This is a genomic window from uncultured Clostridium sp. (assembly GCF_900547735.1).
In the GTDB taxonomy this organism is placed as follows: Bacteria; Bacillota; Clostridia; order Lachnospirales; family Lachnospiraceae; genus Otoolea.
In genome coordinates, this window is sequence record NZ_URHZ01000089.1 from 1 (window position 1) to 21,348 (window position 21,348).

Sequence of the window (21,348 nt, forward strand, 5' to 3'; positions counted from 1 at the left end):
GCGTTTCCCGAAGGAACTTTTTCTGCCCGGATTCCCCACCCGCGACAACCTGCAACCCGGGACTGAAGAATCACAACCTCCCCCTCACCATCCCGCCCCCCGGCCGTCCCGGCGGCGTTCTCATTTCTCAACATAAATCCTGAAATATTACTTGACAAAAATTGTCAACATTGGTATAGTAGAGACAGATAAGAAAGGGAGGCGCAGAACTTGCTGATAACAAGAGAGACCGACTATGCACTGCGTATACTCCGCACCCTTTTAAGCGGCGAAAGCCACACCGTGGGAGAGCTTGCCGAGAGAGAGAGCCTGCCTCAGAAGTTTGCATATAAGATTCTCAAGAAGCTTGAGAAAGCGGGATTTGTGCAGATTACAAGAGGAGCGAGCGGAGGCTGCCGGCTGGATTGTGACCTTAATGCGATGACACTCTATGACCTGATTGACGCGGTGGAGACGAATGCCCGTCTGACTTCCTGTATGGCACCGGGATATGAGTGTGAGTGGCGCGGTAAGTATGGGGCGCCGTGCAGGATTCACATGCAGCTTGCCAAGGTACAGCATGCCATAGACCAGGAATTCCGTTCGAGAAGTCTTTACTGGATTTTACAGGGGGATGAGGAAAGCGGAGAAGTGTAACGAAAGCACAATTGAAAGATTCATACATGACAAAACAGTACCGCCGCTGACGGAAAATCAGATGGCGGAATTCTTTAAAGGACAAAGTGGATAAAAATTGTCAAGTATAAAAAACAGTTTCCATCATACAATATTAGAGATCTTGATACGGTTTGGCCCTGCGTCCGGGCTGCTGCGGGATTTTCAACAGGCGGTCCCGTTGAGGGGCAATGAAAGGTTCGCGAAGCGTGCTTTACGTTGTTTGAAAAAGCGGCGTAGAATTACCGGAAACGTTACTGTTCACAGGTAACATCCCGCGAAGCGTGTTACTGTACACGGAGTGAATTACTGTACACGGATTGAACCGTAACTCTGAACCAGATATTACCTGCCCAAGATAAGGCGGTAACAGATAGATGATGCATGATTAAAACCAAAAAGGAGAAGGAGGAAATCATATGCTGTTTACAACGACACAGGAACATGAGGAGATTCGCAGGAAAATCCGGGAATTCGCGGAGGCTGAGATTAAGCCGCAGGCGTTTCTTCTCGATCAGAACAATGAATTTCCGGCGGAAGCCGTGGAGAAACTTGGGAAAATGGGCCTGATGGGTATTCCATATCCCAAAGAGTACGGCGGAGCCGGTAAAGATGTCTTAAGCTATGCGATTGCGGTAGAGGAACTCGCAAGAGTGGACGGCGGCGCAGGCGTTATACTTTCCGCACACGTATCACTGGGATCCTGGCCGATTTTTGCATTCGGTACGGAAGAGCAGAAACAGAAATATCTGGTTCCCCTGGCAAAGGGTGAGAAGATTGGAGCTTTTGGCCTGACGGAGCCGAACGCCGGTTCAGATGCGGGCGGAACAGAGACGACGGCAGTTTTAAAAGGTAACTATTACCTGTTAAACGGCGGCAAGATTTTTATCACCAATGCGCCGAAGGCAGATACATATGTGGTGTTTGCAGTGACGACACCCGATATCGGAACAAGAGGCATTTCCGCTTTTATCGTAGAAAAGGGCTGGGAAGGGTTTGAGTTCGGAGATCATTATGACAAGATGGGTATCCGTTCCTCCTCAACGGCAGAACTGATTTTTAACGATGTAAAAGTTCCGAAGGAAAACCTTCTCGGCAAAGAGGGAGAGGGATTCAAGATCGCGATGGCGACACTGGACGGCGGACGTATCGGAATTGCAGCCCAGGCGCTCGGCATTGCCCAGGGAGCTTATGAGAATGCACTGGAATACTCAAAAGAGAGAATCCAGTTCGGCAAACCTATCTGCCAGCAGCAGATTGTTTCCTTTAAACTGGCCGATATGGCCACAAAGCTGCGCTGCGCACGGTTCCTGATTTACAGCTCCGCAGAGCTGAAAGAGCACCATGCGCCGTACGGAATGGAATCTGCAATGGCAAAACAGTATGCCTCCGACATTGCTCTTGAGGTTACAAACGACGCACTCCAGATCTTCGGCGGCAGCGGCTATCTGAAGGGAATGGAAGTGGAACGCGCTTACCGCGATGCGAAAATCACTACAATCTATGAGGGAACCAACGAAATCCAGAGAGTGGTTATCGCTTCCCATATCATCGGCAAGATGCCGAAGGAATCCGGCGGCGGGGGAGCCAAGCTGGTAAAAAAGGCAGCTCCGATTACAGGACTCAGAAAGAAACAGATCCTGAAAGATGGAAAGGCGCAGGAGAAGGTAGACACCCTTGTGGCAGCCCTGAAAAAAGACGGCTTTGATTTTACGGTGGGAATCCCGTTAGACACACCGATTCCTCAGGCAGAGAGAGTTGTGTCCGCAGGAAAAGGAATCGGCGACAAGAAGAACATGAAGCTGATTGAAGCGCTGGCTGTCCAGGCAGGAGCCGCAATTGGTTCCTCACGTCCGGTGGCAGAGACACTTAAATATGTGCCGCTCAACCGGTATGTCGGAATGTCGGGACAGAAATTTACAGGAAATCTTTACATTGCCTGCGGTATCTCAGGTGCGACACAGCACTTAAAGGGAATTAAGGACGCATCCATTATTGTAGCAATCAATAAGAATGCAAACGCGCCAATCTTTAAAAACTGCGACTATGGAATTGTCGGGGATGTGATGGAGATTCTTCCGCTTCTGACGGCTGCGCTTGACAACGGAAAGGCCAAGGAGCCGGCACCGCCGATGATCAAGATGAAACGTCCTCAGATGCCGAAGGAAAAACCGATCGGCAAGACATATGTCTGCGGAGGCTGCGGTTATGAATATAATCCGTCGGAAGGCGATCCTGACAATGATATTGCTCCGGGAACACTGTTTGAGAAACTTCCGGAAGACTGGGTCTGCCCGGAATGTGCAGAAGGAAAAGATATGTTTATCGAGGCGTAAAACTCGGGAATTTTGGAAAGAGATGCACGAAAACACCTCGCAAAGCAGTGCCCTGTCTTACCGGGCACATCACCTGTGAACAGTAACGAAAGGAGAGTCACTTTATGTATTGTGTAAGAAATGTAACAGAAGATTTATATTGGGTTGGAGCCAATGACCACCGTCTGGCCCTGTTTGAAAATATACATCCCATTCCAAGGGGAGTTTCCTATAATGCGTACCTGCTGCTCGATGAGAAGAGCGTATTATTTGACACGGTTGACTGGTCGGCATGCCGCCAGCTTCTGGAAAATATGGATCACCTGCTGGGTGGAAAACCTCTTGATTACCTTGTAATCAACCATATGGAGCCCGACCATGGCGCATCCATCGAAGAGATTCTGCTGCGCAATCCGGACGTGAAGATTGTCAGCACGGAGAAGGCGTTCATGCTGATGCGCCAGTTCGGCTTTGACGTTGACAGCCATGAGCTGATTGAAGTCCATGAAGGCGACACAATGACCTTTGGAAAGCACACGGTAACCTTTGTCTTTGCCCCGATGGTACACTGGCCTGAGGCTATGGTAACCTTTGATGTGACAAACGGCGTTCTGTTTGCAGCCGACGCATTCGGTTCCTTCGGCGCCCTGGATGGAAAGCTTTTCAACGACGAAGTGAACTTCGACAGAGACTGGATTGACGATGCACGCCGCTATTTCACCAATATTGTTGGAAAATACGGCCCTCACGTGCAGGCGCTTTTAAAGAAAGCCGGAACCATCGACATTAAGATGATTTGCCCGCTTCACGGTCCGGTATGGCGTTCCGATTTAGGATACTTTATCGACAAATACGATCACTGGAGCCGCTACGAGCCGGAAGAAAAGGGCGTTCTGATTGCCTACGCATCCATGTACGGCAATACGGAAGCGGCGGCACAGGCACTTGCTACAAAGCTCTGTGAAAAGGGAATGACCAATGTACACATGTACGACGTATCCAACACACACGTTTCACAGCTCATCTCGGAAACTTTCCGCCTGAGCCATGTGGTGCTGGCGTCCGTTACCTACAATCTGGGAATCTATCCGGTTATGCACAATTTCCTGATGGATATGAAGGCGCTGAACCTTCAGAACAGAACGATTGCCATCATCGAGAACGGTTCATGGGCCTGCAAATCCGGTGATTTGATGCAGAAGTTTGTGGATGACGAACTTAAAAACATGACGGTTTTAAATGAAAGACTTTCTCTGGCCTCCGCTCTTCATGCCGATAAGGCGACGGAGCTGGATGCGCTGGCAGACGGTATTATTGAATCAATGAATAAAGCAGAATAAAGACAGTTTCAGTCCCTGGAGAGTTGGGTGATGAGCGGGAAAACCGCTGGGAACCCAGGTCCCCGGGGGCTGATTTTATTCTTTTCTATTCGATTTCGGACGGATCTGCACCGTCTGCCACAGAAAAGATGGTGGAAAAAAAGAAAATTTTATTTTTTTTCAGACACCCTCTTTTATTTTTCCTCGTTTTGCATTAATATAGTAATTAGGGAAAATATAAAATTAAAGGAGAGAAGGATATGATATCAAATCAGATACTCCAGACAAATATTGAGGGTTTGAAGGGTATTACCAGAGTGGACTTAAGCATTTGCGATACTGAAGGCAAAGTGCTTGCGTCTACATTTACCGGTGCTGAGGAGTATGAAAGCGCGATTTTGACTTTCGTAGACTCTCCGGCGGACAGTCAGGTAATTCAGGGCTATCAATTTTTTAAGGTGTTTGATGAACACCAACTGGAATATATTCTGCTTGCCAGAGGCGGCAGTGACGACGTTTACATGGTAGGCAAGATGGCGGCGTTCCAGATCCAGAACCTGCTGGTTGCTTACAAGGAGAGATTCGACAAGGATAACTTTATCAAGAACCTGCTTCTTGATAACCTGCTGTTAGTGGATATCTACAACAGGGCGAAGAAACTTCACATCGAGACCAATGTCAAGAGAATCGTTTTCATCATCGAGACACAGCACGAAAAGGATGTCAACGCACTTGAGACGGTGAGAAGCCTCTTCTCCACAAAGACGAAGGATTTTATCACGGCGGTGGATGAGAAGGACATTATCCTGGTCAAGGAAGTAAAACCGGGCGAGACTTACGACGACCTGGAGAAGACGGCCAGCATGATCGTGGATATGCTGAATACGGAGGCCCTCACAAGAGTCAATGTGGCCTTTGGTACGATCATCAACGAGATCAAAGATGTTTCACGCTCCTACAAGGAGGCCAAGATGGCTCTGGACGTAGGAAAGATTTTCTACAGCACCAAGAATGTTGTGGCTTACAGCAAGCTGGGTATCGGCCGGTTGATCTATCAGCTCCCGCTGCCTCTGTGCCGCATGTTCATCAAGGAGATTTTCGACGGCAAGTCACCCGATGACTTTGACGAAGAGACTCTGACCACGATCAACAAATTCTTTGAAAACAGCTTAAATGTATCGGAGACGTCCAGACAGCTCTATATCCACAGGAACACACTGGTATACCGTCTCGATAAACTTCAGAAGAGCACGGGACTGGATCTGAGAGTATTTGAAGATGCCATTACCTTTAAGATTGCACTCATGGTAGTCAAGTACATGAAATACATGGAGAATCTTGATTATTAAAGAAAATTTGTAACAGTTCAGGACGGCGGGAAAAACAGTGCAAAGGCAGGCGTTAAGCTTGCTTATAAGACTGTTTTTGCACTGTTTTTCACATTGGATGAACATCCGATGCTTCTTGACCGGCTTCTTCGGTCAAGAAGATGAGCCGTCCTGAACAATTACTAAAATTTAAAAGAGGGAAAAAGGGAATGCTGTGGTATGGGTTACGTGCCTGTGCCGCAGCAATTCTGTAATTGAGGGATACGAGAGAGATGATAGAGATAACAAATCTCAACAAAACATACAAAGCGGGGAACAGGGCTTTAAAAAACATCAATATCATGATCCAGGACGGTGAATTTGTTTTCATTATGGGACGGAGCGGTTCCGGCAAGTCCACCCTGATGAAGCTGCTCTTAAAAGAGGTGGAGCCGACATCGGGAAAAATTGTGGTGAACGACATGGATCTGGGAAAGATGCCCAGAAGATATGTTCCCAAATACAGGAGGCGTCTGGGAGTGGTCTTCCAGGATTTCCGCCTGCTGAAAGATAAGACCGTGTATGAGAATGTAGCGTTTGCCCAGCGGGTGATCGGAGTGCCGACGAGGACCATCAAAGAGTCGGTTCCCGAGATGCTGAGACTGGTAGGCCTTTCATCAAAATACAAATCATTTCCCAACCAGCTTTCGGGCGGTGAACAGCAGAGGGTGGCGATAGCCAGGGCATTAATTAATTCTCCCGAGGTCCTGCTGGCCGACGAGCCGACCGGTAATCTGGATGCCCAGAACTCCATGGAAATTATGAAGCTTCTGGAAGAGATCAACTGCAGGGGGACGACGGTAGTCGTTGTCACCCACAGCCAGGAGATTGTGAACAGAATGGGGAAACGTGTAATCACGCTGGACCGCGGTGTCGTGGCGGAAGATGAAATAAAAGGCGGTATAGGATATGAGGCTTAGTACATTTGCATATTGCCTGAAAGAAGGTATGAGGAATATATGCAGGAATATATGGTTTTCGCTGGCGTCAACGGCGATTATTTCTGCGTGTATTTTTTTATTCTGCATGTTTTTTGCCCTGGTGGCGAATGTGCAGTACATGGTGAAAAATGCGGAAACCACGGTGGGAATCTCGGTGTTTTTCGATGAGAATATGACGGAGGCCGACATTCTTGCGATTGGAAAAGAGATTGGCGCAAGGAGCGAGGTAAAGGAGACAAAATACATCTCCGCACAGGAGGCCTGGGAGACATTCCAGAAGGAATACTTTAAGGATGTGGAGGAACTGGCGGAAGGTTTTGCGGACGACAATCCCCTGGCCGGTTCGGCTTCTTACGAGATTTACCTGAAAGATATCGCGGATCAGGATAAGATGGTTTCGTACCTGGATACCATACCGGGGATCAGGAAGGTTAATTATTCCAACGATACGGCTTCGGGACTATCCAATTTCAACAAGATGCTGGGCCTTATCTCGGGCGTGATCATCGCGATCCTTCTGGCGGTGGCGGTTTTCCTGATCAGCAACACGATCTCCACGGCTGCGGCCTTCAGAAAAGACGAGAATAAAATCATGCGTCTGATCGGCGCCACCAACTTTATGATACGCGCCCCCTTTGTCGTGGAAGGTATCATTATCGGCTTTGCCGGTGCGGCGATTCCGCTGTTCAGCGTATATTTCCTGTACAGGAATGCGGTGGAATATATGATTGAGAAGTTTAACATCATTTCCAACATCATTGAGTTTATCCCGATCGAAACGATTTTCCCGTATATGATCGCAGTGGCGGTGGCGCTCGGCGTGGGAATCGGATTCGTCGGAAGTTTCTTCACCATACGGAAACACCTGAAGGTATAAGAAGAAAGATGGATAAAGAAGAAAGATAGATAAGGAGTAACAGTCCGGCGATCCCGCTGTTTATACGGAAACCGGACTGCATGCATAAGGAGCAAAAGATGAGGTATAATGCAGCAGTAAAGAGAACGGTTATTGCCGTTCTTCTGGCATCCCTGGCTGTAGTTCCCGTCTATGGGGCATCCAAGAAAGACGTGGACAGCGCCAAGGGAAAGATATCCTCCATCGAGGAGGAGAAAAAGAAGACGGAGCAGGCCATAAAGGAACTGGAATCTCTCAAGGCAAATACGGAAAGCTATGTGAGAAAGCTGGACTCCCAGCTTGAAACTCTGAATGCGGAGATAAGCAGGCTGGAAACAAACATCAGCGATAAAGGAAAGAATATTGAAGAAACCACGGTAAAGCTTGAAGAGGCCGGTGAGGTGGAGAAGAAGCAGTACGAGGCCATGAAAAAAAGGATCAAGTACATGTATGAGAAGGGCGACAGCAGTTACCTCGATCTTCTTCTGCAGTCCAAGTCCATGTCGGAACTTTTAAACAGAGCCGAGTACATCTCAAAGATTTCAGAGTATGACCGGAAGATGCTTAATCAGTACATCGGAATCAAGGACGGCATCGCGGAAGACAAGGCGCAGCTTGAACGGGAAAAGCAGGAACTGGTCGCACTGCAGGAGCAGACGACAAGCAAGAAAAATTCCGTGGAAACACTGGTAAACGAGAAATCGGCCGAGCTTAAGAAGGTGGATTCACAGATTGGAACCAAGACGGCCCAGGTGGAAGCTTATGAAAAAGACATAAAGGCCCAGGAAGACAAGATCAAGCAGATAGAGGCGGAGATTAAGAGACAGGAAGAGGAAGCCAGGAAAAAAGCCGAGGCGGCGGGACAGAAGTATAATACAGTAAGTATTGGGAATATTAAGTTTATATGGCCATGTCCTTCCAGCAGCAGGATTACATCGGGCTTCGGCGGAAGGGAATCCCCGACGGCGGGAGCATCTTCCAACCACCAGGGAATCGATATCGGCGCACCGACGGGAAGCAATATTATTGCGGCGGCCGACGGAACCGTGACAATTTCTACATACAGCTATTCTGCCGGGAACTATATTATGCTGAATCATGGCGGCGGGGTGTCTACCGTTTACATGCATTGTTCCCAGCTGCTGGTATCGGCCGGTGACACGGTAAAGCAGGGCCAGGTCATTGCAAAGGTTGGCTCCACCGGCTATTCTACCGGATCGCATCTGCATTTCGGCGTCCGGCTGAATGGAAGTTATGTAAATCCGACAAAGTATGTAAGCCCATAAATTAGGAGGCATTAGAGATGGATAATAGAAGTAAATTCTGGAGAGGCGTCATGGTCGGCGTCCTGGTGACGGCATTTGCCTGCCTTGTGACGGTGGGAACATCGGCCGGTATTTATATGTTCGGCCGGCGTGTGATCGACAACCAGGTGCAGGTCCAGGCGGAGCAGGGCAATTCCGGCGCCGAGGCCAATGCGGCCGGCCAGGCAGGCAACGAAAAGATTGATATGGAACGCGTCAACCGTAAGATTGGCGAGCTTCAGTCGCTCATTGACAAGAAATATCTGTTTGAAGACAAGATAGAAGTGGGAAAAGAGGAATCCGGTATCTACAGCGGTTTTCTCTACGGACTGAACGATCCCTACGCGGTTTACTACACACCCGAGGAGCTGGCCAGCTTTATGGATGAGACGAACGGTTCCTACTGCGGTATCGGAGCCATGGTTTCCCAGAACCAGAAGACGGGAATCTCGACGATCATCCGCGTGTTTGAAGACAGCCCTGCCGAGAAGGCGGGAATCCGTCCAGGCGATGTGATATTTGCCGTGGGCGATACGGAAGTAACGGGCATGGATCTCACCATTATGGTCAACAACTACATCAAGGGTGAGGAAGGCACGGATGTAAGTATCACCGTTTACCGGGAAGAGGAAAATGAATACGTTGATCTCACCGTAACGAGAAAGCCGGTGGACGTTCAGACGGTCAGCGGCAAGATGTTATCCGACGAAATCGGCTATATCTCCGTGATCGAGTTTGACAAGGTTACGGACGCCCAGTTTAAGGGCAAGATCGAGGAACTGACCTCCCAGGGAATGAAGAAGATGATCGTGGACCTGAGAAATAACCCCGGCGGTGAATTAAATACCGTAGTTTCCATGGCCGACTATATCCTGGAAGATAAGGGACGCATCCTGACCGTAGCCGATAAAAACGGCGCGGAGGAAGTCTATAATGCGGAGGACGGACACAGTCTGGATATTCCGATCGCAGTCCTTGTAAACGGTAATTCCGCCAGCGCCTCCGAGGTGTTTACCGGCGCGCTTAAGGATTATGAGGCGGCTACCATCGTTGGAACCCAGACCTTCGGCAAGGGAATCGTTCAGACCTTGTTCCCTCTCTCCGACGGAAGTGCGGTAAAACTGACGACCAACCACTACTACACGCCGAGCGGACTCGATATCCACGGCAAGGGCATTACTCCCGATGTGGAAGTGGAGCTGGATGAGGAAGCGGCAAAGATGCCGGTTCTCCCCGAAGAGATGGATAACCAGCTTCAGGAAGCAATCGGCATATTAGAAGGAAAATAGACAGAACCGGGTTACTGTTCACAGGCAGTATTCCGCGAAGCGTGTTATTGTTCGCAGCACAGCTTCTTTTAGCTGGGGTGTGAACAGTAACAGAACCGGAAGTGTATTCTGGAAGCTATCAGGAGTTTAGGGAGAGATAAGCGTATAAACGTGTTTATCCCAGGTGAGCAGGTTGTCCTGCTTCATCCGCCCCAGCTCCCGGACCAGGGCGCTCCGGTTGACACCCAGGTATTCTGCCAGCTCGGTATGAGTGAGCGGCACGAATACCTGGTTTTTTTTGAGCTTTCTTTCCTGTTTTCTGTCGCCGCGCAGGCCGATGATATCGGGATATTCCTCCACGATATGGAGAAAACGCAGAATCCGGCCGCGGAGGGAGCGGGTGGAGAGGATCTCTACCTTTGCGAGGAAGGTCCTGGTCTTGAGCGCCAGAAGATACATCAGGTTTTCCGAGAAGACCAGATGACAGCGGCAGTTCCTGCGGCAGAAGGTTCTCGGATCCCGGTACTGGAACAGAAGGACGTGGCAGTCCGTCATGGCCCTGTAATTGACGGTGCTGCTCTGTACCCGGCTCCCGATGAAGGCATCGCCGAACAGCTCGTTTTTCCGTATCTCAGTGAGAAAAAAGTTGTTGCCCTGCAAATCACTTTTTTCCATCAGCACAGTGCCGGAGAGGATCAGCCCCACGCAGGTGACGGGATCGCCTTCCAGCACCAGATATTCATCTTTATAAAAATTGGCAAAACGGAATGAAAAGCAGTTGGAAAGCTGGTCTAAACCGCCCACGTCTATCCCTTTGAAAAGCGGATGGTTCTGTAACAGGTAAAGTTCGTCTGCCGATGTATCCATCATAATTCCCTCCTTTTCCCTTTATTTTATCTCTTATATGTTGCTGCGGCAACAGTAAACTGCAAGAAAAGTGATAAAATTTATAATCGTTGGGCAATGGAACAGCAGGAGGGGACAAGATGAGTTCAGTGGAAGTATTCAGAGATCTGGCCGTAATACTGGTTGCGGCAAAATTCTGTGGGATTGCGGCGAGGAAGCTGCATGCGCCGCAGGTGGCAGGGGTTATTGTGGCAGGGCTTCTTATCGGGCCGGGAGTGCTGGGAATCGTTAAACAGAGCGAATTTCTCGGGATGATGGCGGAGATAGGCGTAGTGCTGCTTATGTTTTCGGCAGGACTTGAGACAAACCTGCGCGACCTGGTTAAAACCGGGCCGGTGGCTTTTTTGATCGCGTGTGCGGGCGTTGCGGTGCCTCTGATTGGAGGGACGCTGCTCTATATGATTTTTTACGGAGTTTCCCCATTGGGGTCGGAGGAATTTTACAGGGCGGTATTTATCGGGGTGATCATGACGGCCACATCGGTAAGTATCACGGTGGAATCCCTCAGGGAGCTTGGGAAGCTGAAAGGGAAAACGGGAACGGCCATCATGGGTGCGGCTATTATCGATGATGTGATTGGAATTATTGTACTCACCTTTGTCATCGGATTCAGGGATCCGCAGAGCAGCCCGGCGGCTGTTATTATCAATACCGTGCTGTTCTTCCTGTTTGCAGGAGTCAGCGGTTTTGTGTTCTATAAGGTGTTTAAATGGCTGGATGCAAGGTATCCGCATACAAGACGCATTCCGATTCTGGGACTGGCATTCTGTCTTTTCCTGTCCTATGTGGCGGAGACGTATTTCGGCATTGCCGATATCACAGGGGCCTATGCGGCGGGAATCGTACTCTGTTCCCTGAATGATTCGGACTATATTGCAAGCAAGATGGATATCAACTCCTATATGCTGTTCGGGCCGGTATTTTTTGCCAGCATCGGTCTTAAGACAAACGTGGGGAACATAACGCCTGAGATTATGATTTTCTCGGCTGCCTTTGTTGCCGTTGCCCTGGTTACTAAAATTGTGGGCTGCGGGACGATGGCAAGGATATGCGGGTTTTCCGGGGATGATTCTCTGAAGATAGGAGTCGGCATGATGACGAGAGGGGAAGTGGCGCTTATCGTGGCCCAGAAGGGCCTGGCGGTGGGACTGCTCAGTTCGGTTTACTTTACATCGGTGATTATCCTGATTATCATTTCATCGATTGTCACGCCCGTTATATTGAAAGTGCTTTATTCAAGTAAGAGTGCAGCCCGGGGAATTCTCCGTCTGCGGCGGGCCGCTTAAGCGGTTTCAATTTGTACGGGCCGGAAAATGTTTTCCGGCCCGCGTCAGTGTATTGATTATTTGGCGTCCATTTTTTTGAGGATACTTCTGGCAACGCTGATTCCGTTGGCAGACGCCTGCTGGAGGCCGCGGGTGACGGAAGCTCCGTCGCCGATGGCGCGAAGGCCGCGTATGCTGGTCTCGAAATCGGTGTTGACAACTACCTTGTTGGAATAGAATTTGACTTCTACGCCGTAGAGGAGCGTTTCATCGCTGGCGATGCCGGGCGTGACTTTGTCGAGAGCCAGAATCATTTCTTTTATATCAACCATAATGCGGTGCGGAAGAACTAAGGAAAGATCTCCCGGGACCGCATCTTTTAATGTCGGTATCAGGTTATTGCGGCAGAGGCGCTCCTCCGTCGTTCTCCTTCCTCTCTGGAAATCACCGAAGGTCTGTACCAGGATTTTGCCGTCGCAGAGCATGTTGCTGAGCTGGGCGATGTGTTTGCCGTACTCGATGGGAGTCTTGAACGGCTTGGTGAAATTCTTGGATACCAGCAGCGCAAAATTCGTGTTATTCGTTTTATATTCCCTGGATTTATAGGCATGGCCGTTTACGACCGCAAGACCGTTCTCATAATACTCGGTCGCCACCTCGCCCGACGGGTTGGTGCAGAAGGTGCGCACCTTGTCGTCAAAGGTAGGCGTATAGTAAACGAGCTTTGCCTCGTAGAGGTTCTTGTTCAGGAATTCCATAACCTCGTCGCGGACTTCCACCCTGACGCCGATATCAACGGTTCCAACCTCCGTATCAATGCCGTGGCGGCCGCAGATGTGGCTGAACCAGTCCGAACCCTCACGGCCGATGGCGGAGATGATTTCACCGGCGTAATACGTCTCATTGCCGTCCGTGACAACGGCTTTGGCAACGCCGTCCTCGATGATGATATCATTGACCATGGTGTTGAAAAGCATATGTACGCCCTGTTTCATCAGGTGTTCCTGAAGACGGGTATATATTTTGTAGCCTTCCTCCGTACCCAGATGGCGGATTGGGCATTCGATCAGTTTTAAGTTGGCGGTGATGGCCTTACGCCTTATTTCCTGAATCTCTTTCTGTTTGTCGACGCCGTATACGTTCTCATCGGCACCGAATTTCAGGTAAATATCGTCGGATTCCCGTATAAGCTCCAGAGCCTTGTCATACCCCAGAATCTCCGGAAGATTACCGCCCACGTCGGGTGACAGGGAAAGCTTACCGTCGGAGAATGCTCCGGCGCCTGCAAAGCCGGTGGTGATGGAGCAGGGCTTGCAGCCCACGCATACCTTTGTTTTACGTTTTGGACAGACTCTCTTTTCGATTGGTCTTCCCTTTTCAATCATCAGTATCTTCATATCAGGTTTTGCCTTGATTAATTCGTATGCACAGAAGATGCCCGACGGGCCGGCACCGATGATAATTACGTCTGCCTGATTCATTGTGTCCATAATGTTGCCCCCTTTTCGTTGTTTAAGCTAAGAACAGAAGTGTTACTGTCCGCAGAACCACTGGCTTTTGCAGGGCTGTGAATCGTAACACGGAATCCTGTATTACGGGACTCCCAGCCCGCGGCAGGCTGTCTTTCATCATAATTTCCATAACACAAAAAAAACCAACCGCGGAAGTAAGATACGACAGTAAAGCTGTCGCCTATAGTCAACTATTCCGGTAGCTGGTAGAAACGTTCAACCAATCATGAACTTATATAAGCACAACACTTGAATTCTACCATAATCAGGGGGAGAGGGCAAGTGGTTTTAGAGGGATAATTCCTGCTATTTCCTCTTTTTTTGTATTAAAAATGCCGTCACAATATCGAAACCTATGATACACGAGAAAATAAGGTAAAAGACAGTGCCGGGCAGTCCTGTTTTATGCTCTTTCTTTAATTGGAGAATCAATGGTACGGCATAAAAAAGGCCGAGTAAATTGAGTGCGGGCAGGGATAATAAAATTAAAAGAAAAATATGGACATTCCTTTCCGGTCCCATTAAAAAAAGTATGCTGCAAAGGGTGCCCCATAATAACGCCGGATAGGTAATGATAGACAGACCGCGGATCATGATCATCAGTTCCTGTATTGTTTCAAATTTTTGCCGGTTCAGCAGACGGATGGAATTGATTAAATTCAGTATAAGTCCACCGGCAAGCGCTGCATAGAAAAAGGGCGGCGCATATTCAAGCGTCAGGGAATCAAACTGCTTAAGAATGGAAGTAAGTCCCGTAAGCCAGTCGAGTACGGACAGAGCGGAAAAGATAACCATGGAGAACGGAGGGATCCACAGAAATAAAAAGAGCCATATACAGATTAGTGAGGAAAGAGGAACAGACCACTGCTTTGATTTCTTCATACTTACGCCTCCAGTTTCATTTTATTTATTTTATCATATTCCCAATCAACTTGATATTACTTCTTTTTACAACCAGATCTTATTTTCTTGCCAATTTCCGGGATGAGAGCTAATATTATCTTAACCAGGAGGCGGCTTATGCCGATTGGACCAAACATCAATTTCTTTGAAGGAGGCAGACGGTTATTCAAAAGAGAATCAGCTATCAATCCGTTATTGTGGCAATTATAAGCGGCATCATACTGGGATTGGCCGCAAAACTGGTAGATGTGCCGGAGGTTACATGGAAACTGCCTGTACTGGATGATATAGGCGGCAGGTTCGGCATATGGATTTTTGCAGCGACATTACTGACAGTCCGTTCCGATACGCCGGCATACGCGGCGGTCAGGGCATTCGGCTTTTTTGCATCAATGCTTTTGACATATTATTTATACACGGTTTTATTTCTCGGTTTCTATCCAAAATCGCAGATGATATTATGGGGATCCATATCACTTATTTCTCCCTTTTGTGCATTTATCATATGGTTTTCAAACGAAAGAAATCGGGCCGCGGCCATCCTTGGGGCCCTGCCAATCGCAGTGATATTTGCAGAGTGGTATGTAACCGGCAGTGAAAACAATTTACTTTTCATCGCATATCTGAGTATGATAATCTGCCTGTTGCTTTTTGTTCCCGGAACGGCAAAAAAGCGCCTGTCCGTTTTGCCATATGCAGCCGTAATGGCACTTTTGCTGATAAAAACAGGACTGATGGATTTTATATGCAGGGAATTATTAAACATATAACGCCCTGTTGCGGATGCGGAACAACTTACATCCCAGAGTAATAAAAATAAGGACGGCAAAAACAATGGATGAAAAGTTTCAAAAAATATTGGATGATATAAAACGTTCAACAAAAGAAATAGAAGTTCTCCCAAGCGATCCCCGCATAAGAGAGCAGTATAAAAAAACATACCAAATCAATTCCCAAAGCCTGATAGGCACAATTCTTGAAAACACGGGGGGAATCATAATCGAGAACTGGCTGCGCTTATACGGCACGGGCCCGGTCGACTTTGTGACAAGGAACAGCCTGTTTCCATTTGAAGAAACAGTGATAGCGGAAGATGTGCTGGGCGGTCTGTTCATCTGTCTGGAACATGGCGGCATCGGCTATTTCGCGCCGGATACCCTGGAATTAGAAGACATGGAAATCGGGATGGGTCAGTTTTTATACTGGTGTCTCCATGGGGACACGGATACCTTTTATATCGATTACCGCTGGGCAAACTGGAAAAAAGAGCTCGCAGGTCTTAACTATGATAAGGGAATCGCCTTTTATCCGTTCCTGTGGGCAGACGCAGAGAGCCTTGAAAGCCGGAAACGGGAAATTCTTCCCATAGAAGAAATAATCTGCCTTGAATTCGATTTTTTACAACAGCTCAGCGTCAAAAACGAAACAGACAGAGTAACAACCGTACAAAAAAAGTGAAACGGAGCAGGAATCTTATGGAAAAATACAGCATAACAGCAGTCGAATTAAAGACCATGAAAGAAACACAACTGCAAATAGAGGCCGACGAAGCCGAAACAAGTGAAGAAATCATCTTAACAATCCAATTAAACGGCCAACCCATATCAAAATCAGACTATGCATATTTCCCGGCCTACCAAAAACTCCGTGACGCCCTGTTACAGGCAGGCTACGGCCTAAAATGTGCCGGCTCCCAAATTAACGCCGTCCAGTCAGGCATGATGGGAGCGTGCGAAAAAATATACCTCGTAAAACCGGGAAAGCAAGCCCTCAAAAAAGACATCATAAGCCTCTGGACCTACTCAGACCAATCCACCTTCCCCACAACAGAAGACCAAACCCAATTTTTTACAAAATGGTGCGCCTCCCTTTCCCAACCCCTAACCCTCCAATAACGCCTTTTCCGTCCTTCCTCCCTCCCCCGAAAAAAGAGTTCAACCAGCCGGCGTCCGGATGGCGTACGGGCCGATCCGATCCCGGTCTTCAGTCCGATGTGACTTACTACCCGGGGAAGGAGGAGGAAAACTTTCCGCAGGGGACCTTGGAGTCCGCCGGTGCTTAGCGAGTGAAACGAGCTTAGCATCCGCTGCGCACTCCATAAGCGCAAGCGAGTCCCCGAAGGAATTTTTTCCTCCGGATTCCCCCTTTGCGATCCACTCGGCAGGACTGAAGACATTCCACCGAACCTCGCCACCCCGCACGCCATCCCATCACCCGCGACTCATTTTTCCACCACCACCCTTTACATCCCCCAAAAAACCTGTTAAAATGGCTAAACACAGCGTTAGATTCCCAGTGGAGGAAATCTAACGCTTTAAGGCGTGTCTGTCCGCAAATACCTGGGACATATCAGCCGGACAAAAGACGATATTAAAAACAGAATCACATAAATTTGATCGTATAAAGGAGAATTTATCATATGTATATTATAGCAGGACTCGGAAATCCGGGAAAAGAGTATGACGGCAGCAGGCACAATGTGGGATTTATGACTCTGGAAACACTGGCCGACCGGTATCAGATCGATATCAGGGAAAAAGCACACAAGGCCCTGATAGGAAAAGGAATGATTGAGGGAAATAAGGTGATACTGGTAAAGCCGCAGACTTATATGAACCTGAGCGGAGAGAGTATCCGCTCCGTGATGGATTATTATAAGACGGAGCCGTCGGAATTTATTGTGATTTACGACGACATCAGCCTGGAACCGGGACAAATCAGAATCAGGAAAAAAGGCAGCGCAGGCGGGCATAATGGTATCAAGAATATTATCGCCCATCTGGGAACGCAGGAGTTTCCGAGGATCCGTATCGGGGTCGGGGAAAAGCCGCCCAGGATGGATCTGGCCGACTATGTGCTGAGCCGTTTCCCGAAGGAAGAAAAAGAGGAGATGGAGCAGGCGTTTAGTGACGGGGCGGCGGCGGCTGTTTCCATGATGAACGAGGGGATTGACACGGCGATGAACCGTTTTAACGGATCGGCCAGAGCCCCGAAGAAAGAGACAAAGCAGCCCGAAGAGCAGACAAAGGCGTGAAATCAATGATGCATACAAACGGCAAAAAGGCCGTTTCTGTATAGATAGAAAGAGCGGGGAATCAAATGGAAAGCATTTTTGCAAATCCACTGGAAGAATTAATTGAATTTGGGGACATGAACCGGGATCTGGAGAGGGGACAGGGGCCGCTTTTGGTAAGCGGCTGTATGGACTCACAGAAGGCGCATCTGATATCGGAGCTGACGAAGCCGATTCCATGGAAACTGATTGTCACGTATGATGATCAGAGGGCCAAGGAGCTTTACGAAGATTACAGATGTTTTTCTTCCGATGTGTTTTTATATCCGTCCAGGGATCTCCTGTTTTACAGTTCCGATATTCACGGAAACCTGCTGACCAGGCAGAGGATGCAGGTGATGAAACACCTGGCGGAGGAGGAGAAAGGCGTCATCATCACGACCGTGGACGGCCTGATGGATCACCTGCTTCCCCTGGAAAACCTGAAAAAACAGTGTATCACAATCGGCAGCGGGGAGGCCCTTGATGTGGATGCGCTAAAGCTGTCCCTTGCCGGAATGGGATATGAGAGGGTGGCCCAGGTAGACGGAATGGGGCAGTTCTCTGTAAGGGGAGGAATCATCGATATTTTCCCTCTGACGGAGGAACTTCCCTTCAGGATCGAACTCTGGGGGGATGAGGTGGACTCCATCCGTACCTTTGATCCGGAGAGCCAGAGGTCGGTGGAACAGCTTGAGGAGGCCGTGCTTTATCCGGCCACGGAACTGGTTCTTACCAAAAAAGAGGCGGAAGCCGGAATCGCCAGGATAGAGAAGGAGAAGACAAAGTACGTTAAGACTCTGCGGGAGCAGATGAAAACCGAGGAGGCGCACCGGATCGAATCGGTGATTGGTGAGCTTTCGGAGGGACTGCGAGAGGGATGGAGAGTCCACGGCCTCGGCAGCTTTATCCGTTATTTCTGTTCGGAAACCGTGTCCTTCCTGAAATATTTTCCGGCCGACGGACTGACCGTGTTCATAGATGAACCGCTCCGGCTGAAAGAAAAAGCGGAGGTTGTGGAGGAAGAATTCAGGGAGAGCATGACCCACAGGCTGGAGAACGGTTATCTTCTTCCGGGACAGGCGGACTTTATGTATTCCGCCAAGGCGGTCCTTGCGATGGCTATCGGCGGAAGAACGCTTCTGATGCTGGGGCTTGAACAGAAACTTCCCGGCATTACCGTGAAAAAGAAATACGGTATGACCGTCAAAAGTGTAAATTCCTATCAGAACGGCTTCGATCTCCTGATCAAAGACCTGACAAAATGGAAGAAAGAGAAATACAGGGTAATCCTGCTTTCGGGTTCCAGGACAAGGGCCAGCCGTCTGGCCGGCGATCTGAGAGAGTATGATTTGCGGGCATTCTGTCCCGACGAGGGCCAGACCCAGGTGCAGCCGGGCGAGATTATGGTGACGTACGGAAACCTGCACAGGGGGTTTGAATATCCGCTGATCAAGTTTGTCGTGATCACGGAAGGCGACATGTTCGGCGGGGTGCGCCAGAAAAAGAAGAGGAAAAAGACCGCTTACCAGGGGAAAAAGATCCAGAGCTTCTCCGAACTGGCCGTGGGCGACTACGTGGTCCATGAGAGCCACGGACTCGGAATCTACCGCGGCATTGAAAAGATAGAGCAGGACAAGATTGTAAAGGATTATATCAAAATCGAATACCGCGACGGCGGCAACCTCTATCTCCCTGCCACCAGGCTGGAGGGAATCCAGAAATATGCGGGCGCCGACGCCAAACAGCCGAAGCTCAACAAGCTGGGCGGCACGGAGTGGAATAAGACCAAGACCAAGGTCAGGGGAGCCGTAAAGGAGATTGCAAAGGAGCTGGTGGAGCTTTACGCAGCCAGGCAGCAGAGCGAGGGATTCCAGTATGGACCCGACACGGTCTGGCAGAGGGAATTCGAGGAGATGTTCCCCTTTGAGGAGACGGAGGATCAGCTCGATGCAATCGATTCCACGAAAAAAGACATGGAGAGCAGAAAAATCATGGACCGCCTGATCTGCGGCGACGTGGGGTACGGAAAGACCGAGATAGCCCTCAGGGCCGCTTTTAAGGCAATCCAGGAGGGAAAGCAGGTCGTTTACCTGGTTCCCACGACTATCCTTGCCCAGCAGCATTATAACACCTTTGTGCAGCGTATGAAGGACTTCCCGGTCAGGGTCGACATGATGTCGCGCTTCAGGACGGCCACGGAACAGAAGCGGACGCTGGAGGACCTGAAAAAGGGCTTTGTCGACGTGCTGATTGGAACGCACCGCGTGCTGTCGAAGGACGTGGTCTTCAAGAGCCTCGGACTGCTTATCATAGATGAAGAACAGCGCTTCGGCGTGGCCCATAAAGAGAAAATCAAGCAGCTCAAGGAAAATGTGGATGTGCTGACTCTGACCGCGACACCGATTCCGAGAACGCTCCACATGAGCCTGATCGGAATCCGTGACATGAGCGTGCTGGAAGAGCCTCCGGTTGACCGTCTCCCCATCCAGACCTATGTGATGGAGTACAACGACGAGATGGTACGTGAGGCCATCCACCGTGAACTGTCCAGGGGCGGACAGGTGTATTATGTATATAACAGGGTCAATAACATCGATGAGATTACAAATCATGTGGCATCCCTGGTGCCGGAGGCCAATGTGATTTTTGCCCACGGACAGATGCATGAGCACGAACTGGAACGGATTATGCTGGACTTTGTCAACGGTGATATCGATGTACTGGTGTCCACGACAATCATTGAGACGGGACTTGATATCCCCAACGCCAACACGATTATCATCCATGACGCCGACCGGCTCGGACTTTCCCAGCTTTATCAGATCAGAGGCCGCGTTGGGCGTTCCAACCGGACGTCTTACGCATTTTTGATGTACCGGCGCGACAAACTCCTGCGCGAGGAGGCGGAAAAGAGGCTTCAGGCCATCCGTGAGTTTACCGAGCTGGGCAGCGGAATCAAGATTGCAATGCGCGACCTGGAATTGCGCGGGGCCGGAAACATACTGGGCGCCGAGCAGCACGGCCACATGGAAGCGGTCGGATACGATCTGTACTGCAAGCTCTTGAATGAGGCGGTCTTGGCGCTTAAGGGGCAGAAAGAGGAAGAAAGTTTCGAAACCGTGGTGGACTGCGATATCGACGCCTACATTCCCGGCTCTTATATCAAGAACGAATACCAGAAGCTTGATATCTATAAACGGATTTCAGGTATTGAGAACCAGGATGAGTATATGGATATGCAGGACGAACTGATCGACCGTTTCGGCGATATACCAAAGCCGGTTGAAAACCTTCTTCTGATCGCGGCGTTAAAGGCAATGGCCCATCAGGCGGGAGTGACGGAGGTCAATATCAACCGCCAGGAGATTACGCTCAAAATGTACAAAAATGCCCGAATCGACACTTCCGGAATACCGGCGCTGATCGACAAATATAAAGGCGCGCTGACGCTCCGGACAGGAGATATCCCGTCCTTCTTCTACCAGGACCGTAAGGGTAAAAATAAAGACTGCGCAGCCATGGTGGAAAAGGCAGAGGAAATCCTCGGCGAGCTGGGAAAAATGGGGATTTAGTTGAGATGCGAGGACGCTTCTGTAAGACGGCGGACGGGGGAGTGGGAGGTTATTTATGAGTCTTCAGTCCCGG

17 protein-coding genes and 1 riboswitch are annotated in these 21,348 nt (G+C 49.4%); of the genes, 14 read left to right on the forward strand and 3 right to left on the reverse strand.

Features of this window, described 5'->3' with window-relative positions; translation table 11 throughout:
- The first annotated feature begins 210 nt into the window (after positions 1 to 210).
- The 8 genes from QZT18_RS20535 (at position 211) to QZT18_RS20570 (ending at position 10,084) form a co-directional block, all read left to right on the forward strand.
- The gene (locus QZT18_RS20535; protein WP_294150976.1) at positions 211 to 636 is read left to right on the forward strand and encodes an Rrf2 family transcriptional regulator; all 426 of its coding nucleotides are present in this window, start codon (positions 211 to 213) and stop codon (positions 634 to 636) included.
- Positions 637 to 1,073: 437 nt separating this feature from the next.
- Positions 1,074 to 2,990, forward strand: coding sequence for an acyl-CoA dehydrogenase family protein (locus tag QZT18_RS20540; RefSeq protein ID WP_294150978.1), 1,917 nt, complete (start codon positions 1,074 to 1,076; stop codon positions 2,988 to 2,990).
- A 104-nt stretch (positions 2,991 to 3,094) separates the two neighbouring features.
- Complete coding sequence (locus QZT18_RS20545) at positions 3,095 to 4,309, forward strand: FprA family A-type flavoprotein (protein WP_294150982.1); 1,215 nt, start codon at positions 3,095 to 3,097, stop codon at positions 4,307 to 4,309.
- A 239-nt stretch (positions 4,310 to 4,548) separates the two neighbouring features.
- Complete coding sequence (locus QZT18_RS20550) at positions 4,549 to 5,637, forward strand: CdaR family transcriptional regulator (protein ID WP_125143201.1); 1,089 nt, start codon at positions 4,549 to 4,551, stop codon at positions 5,635 to 5,637.
- A gap of 251 nt (positions 5,638 to 5,888) precedes the next feature.
- Entirely contained in the window at positions 5,889 to 6,575 is a 687-nt protein-coding gene (gene ftsE, locus QZT18_RS20555; RefSeq protein WP_294150985.1) for a cell division ATP-binding protein FtsE, read from the forward strand.
- Positions 6,565 to 7,473, forward strand: a complete 909-nt coding sequence (ftsX, locus tag QZT18_RS20560; protein WP_125143203.1) for a permease-like cell division protein FtsX — start codon at positions 6,565 to 6,567, stop codon at positions 7,471 to 7,473. The genes ftsE and ftsX overlap by 11 nt, the downstream gene beginning before the upstream one ends.
- Before the next feature lie 98 nt (positions 7,474 to 7,571).
- The gene (locus QZT18_RS20565) at positions 7,572 to 8,777 is read left to right on the forward strand and encodes a murein hydrolase activator EnvC (protein WP_294150987.1); all 1,206 of its coding nucleotides are present in this window, start codon (positions 7,572 to 7,574) and stop codon (positions 8,775 to 8,777) included.
- A gap of 17 nt (positions 8,778 to 8,794) precedes the next feature.
- A complete protein-coding gene (locus QZT18_RS20570; protein WP_294150989.1) occupies positions 8,795 to 10,084 on the forward strand; it encodes a S41 family peptidase in 1,290 nt (429 codons plus the stop codon).
- A gap of 126 nt (positions 10,085 to 10,210) precedes the next feature.
- On the opposite strand, the gene QZT18_RS20575 is transcribed toward QZT18_RS20570, so the two are convergent.
- The gene (locus QZT18_RS20575; RefSeq protein WP_294150990.1) at positions 10,211 to 10,933 is read right to left on the reverse strand and encodes a Crp/Fnr family transcriptional regulator; all 723 of its coding nucleotides are present in this window, start codon (positions 10,931 to 10,933) and stop codon (positions 10,211 to 10,213) included.
- Positions 10,934 to 11,049: 116 nt separating this feature from the next.
- Between QZT18_RS20575 and QZT18_RS20580 the strand changes: the two genes are divergently transcribed.
- Complete coding sequence (locus tag QZT18_RS20580) at positions 11,050 to 12,255, forward strand: cation:proton antiporter (protein WP_294150992.1); 1,206 nt, start codon at positions 11,050 to 11,052, stop codon at positions 12,253 to 12,255.
- A gap of 56 nt (positions 12,256 to 12,311) precedes the next feature.
- Here the strand turns inward: QZT18_RS20580 and QZT18_RS20585 are convergent, their stop codons facing one another.
- Both QZT18_RS20585 and QZT18_RS20590 read right to left on the reverse strand, forming a co-directional pair.
- Positions 12,312 to 13,715, reverse strand: a complete 1,404-nt coding sequence (locus QZT18_RS20585; RefSeq protein ID WP_366925938.1) for an NAD(P)/FAD-dependent oxidoreductase — start codon at positions 13,713 to 13,715, stop codon at positions 12,312 to 12,314.
- Between the two features lie 194 nt (positions 13,716 to 13,909).
- Positions 13,910 to 14,005: riboswitch (purine riboswitch) on the reverse strand.
- 46 nt (positions 14,006 to 14,051) lie between these two features.
- Positions 14,052 to 14,627 (reverse strand): hypothetical protein, encoded by a 576-nt coding sequence (locus QZT18_RS20590; protein WP_294150996.1) that lies wholly within the window; start codon positions 14,625 to 14,627, stop codon positions 14,052 to 14,054.
- Between the two features lie 218 nt (positions 14,628 to 14,845).
- Between QZT18_RS20590 and QZT18_RS20595 the strand changes: the two genes are divergently transcribed.
- The 5 genes from QZT18_RS20595 to mfd all read left to right on the forward strand — a co-directional run bounded on the left by QZT18_RS20595 (position 14,846) and on the right by mfd (position 21,275).
- The gene (locus QZT18_RS20595; protein WP_294150997.1) at positions 14,846 to 15,418 is read left to right on the forward strand and encodes a hypothetical protein; all 573 of its coding nucleotides are present in this window, start codon (positions 14,846 to 14,848) and stop codon (positions 15,416 to 15,418) included.
- 64 nt (positions 15,419 to 15,482) lie between these two features.
- Positions 15,483 to 16,106: a DUF2625 family protein gene (locus QZT18_RS20600; RefSeq protein WP_294151002.1), complete on the forward strand. Its 624-nt coding sequence runs from the start codon at positions 15,483 to 15,485 to the stop codon at positions 16,104 to 16,106.
- A 17-nt stretch (positions 16,107 to 16,123) separates the two neighbouring features.
- Positions 16,124 to 16,543 (forward strand): hypothetical protein, encoded by a 420-nt coding sequence (locus tag QZT18_RS20605; protein WP_294151004.1) that lies wholly within the window; start codon positions 16,124 to 16,126, stop codon positions 16,541 to 16,543.
- Positions 16,544 to 17,067: 524 nt separating this feature from the next.
- Positions 17,068 to 17,682 (forward strand): aminoacyl-tRNA hydrolase, encoded by a 615-nt coding sequence (gene pth, locus QZT18_RS20610; RefSeq protein ID WP_294151006.1) that lies wholly within the window; start codon positions 17,068 to 17,070, stop codon positions 17,680 to 17,682.
- 65 nt (positions 17,683 to 17,747) lie between these two features.
- Positions 17,748 to 21,275: a transcription-repair coupling factor gene (gene mfd / locus QZT18_RS20615; RefSeq protein WP_294151009.1), complete on the forward strand. Its 3,528-nt coding sequence runs from the start codon at positions 17,748 to 17,750 to the stop codon at positions 21,273 to 21,275.
- The last annotated feature ends 73 nt before the right edge of the window (positions 21,276 to 21,348 follow it).

Bases quoted from the DNA above. Each gene is read 5' to 3' on its own strand.
- QZT18_RS20540 (WP_294150978.1), top strand. From the start codon at position 1,074: ATGCTGTTTACAACGACACAGGAACATGAGGAGATTCGCAGGAAAATC.
- QZT18_RS20545 (WP_294150982.1), top strand. From the start codon at position 3,095: ATGTATTGTGTAAGAAATGTAACAGAAGATTTATATTGGGTTGGAGCC.
- QZT18_RS20550 (WP_125143201.1), top strand. From the start codon at position 4,549: ATGATATCAAATCAGATACTCCAGACAAATATTGAGGGTTTGAAGGGT.
- ftsE (WP_294150985.1), top strand. From the start codon at position 5,889: ATGATAGAGATAACAAATCTCAACAAAACATACAAAGCGGGGAACAGG.
- ftsX (WP_125143203.1), top strand. From the start codon at position 6,565: ATGAGGCTTAGTACATTTGCATATTGCCTGAAAGAAGGTATGAGGAAT.
- QZT18_RS20565 (WP_294150987.1), top strand. From the start codon at position 7,572: ATGAGGTATAATGCAGCAGTAAAGAGAACGGTTATTGCCGTTCTTCTG.
- QZT18_RS20570 (WP_294150989.1), top strand. From the start codon at position 8,795: ATGGATAATAGAAGTAAATTCTGGAGAGGCGTCATGGTCGGCGTCCTG.
- QZT18_RS20575 (WP_294150990.1), bottom strand. From the start codon at position 10,933: ATGATGGATACATCGGCAGACGAACTTTACCTGTTACAGAACCATCCG.
- QZT18_RS20580 (WP_294150992.1), top strand. From the start codon at position 11,050: ATGAGTTCAGTGGAAGTATTCAGAGATCTGGCCGTAATACTGGTTGCG.
- QZT18_RS20585 (WP_366925938.1), bottom strand. From the start codon at position 13,715: ATGAATCAGGCAGACGTAATTATCATCGGTGCCGGCCCGTCGGGCATC.
- QZT18_RS20590 (WP_294150996.1), bottom strand. From the start codon at position 14,627: ATGAAGAAATCAAAGCAGTGGTCTGTTCCTCTTTCCTCACTAATCTGT.
- QZT18_RS20600 (WP_294151002.1), top strand. From the start codon at position 15,483: ATGGATGAAAAGTTTCAAAAAATATTGGATGATATAAAACGTTCAACA.
- QZT18_RS20605 (WP_294151004.1), top strand. From the start codon at position 16,124: ATGGAAAAATACAGCATAACAGCAGTCGAATTAAAGACCATGAAAGAA.
- pth (WP_294151006.1), top strand. From the start codon at position 17,068: ATGTATATTATAGCAGGACTCGGAAATCCGGGAAAAGAGTATGACGGC.
- mfd (WP_294151009.1), top strand. From the start codon at position 17,748: ATGGAAAGCATTTTTGCAAATCCACTGGAAGAATTAATTGAATTTGGG.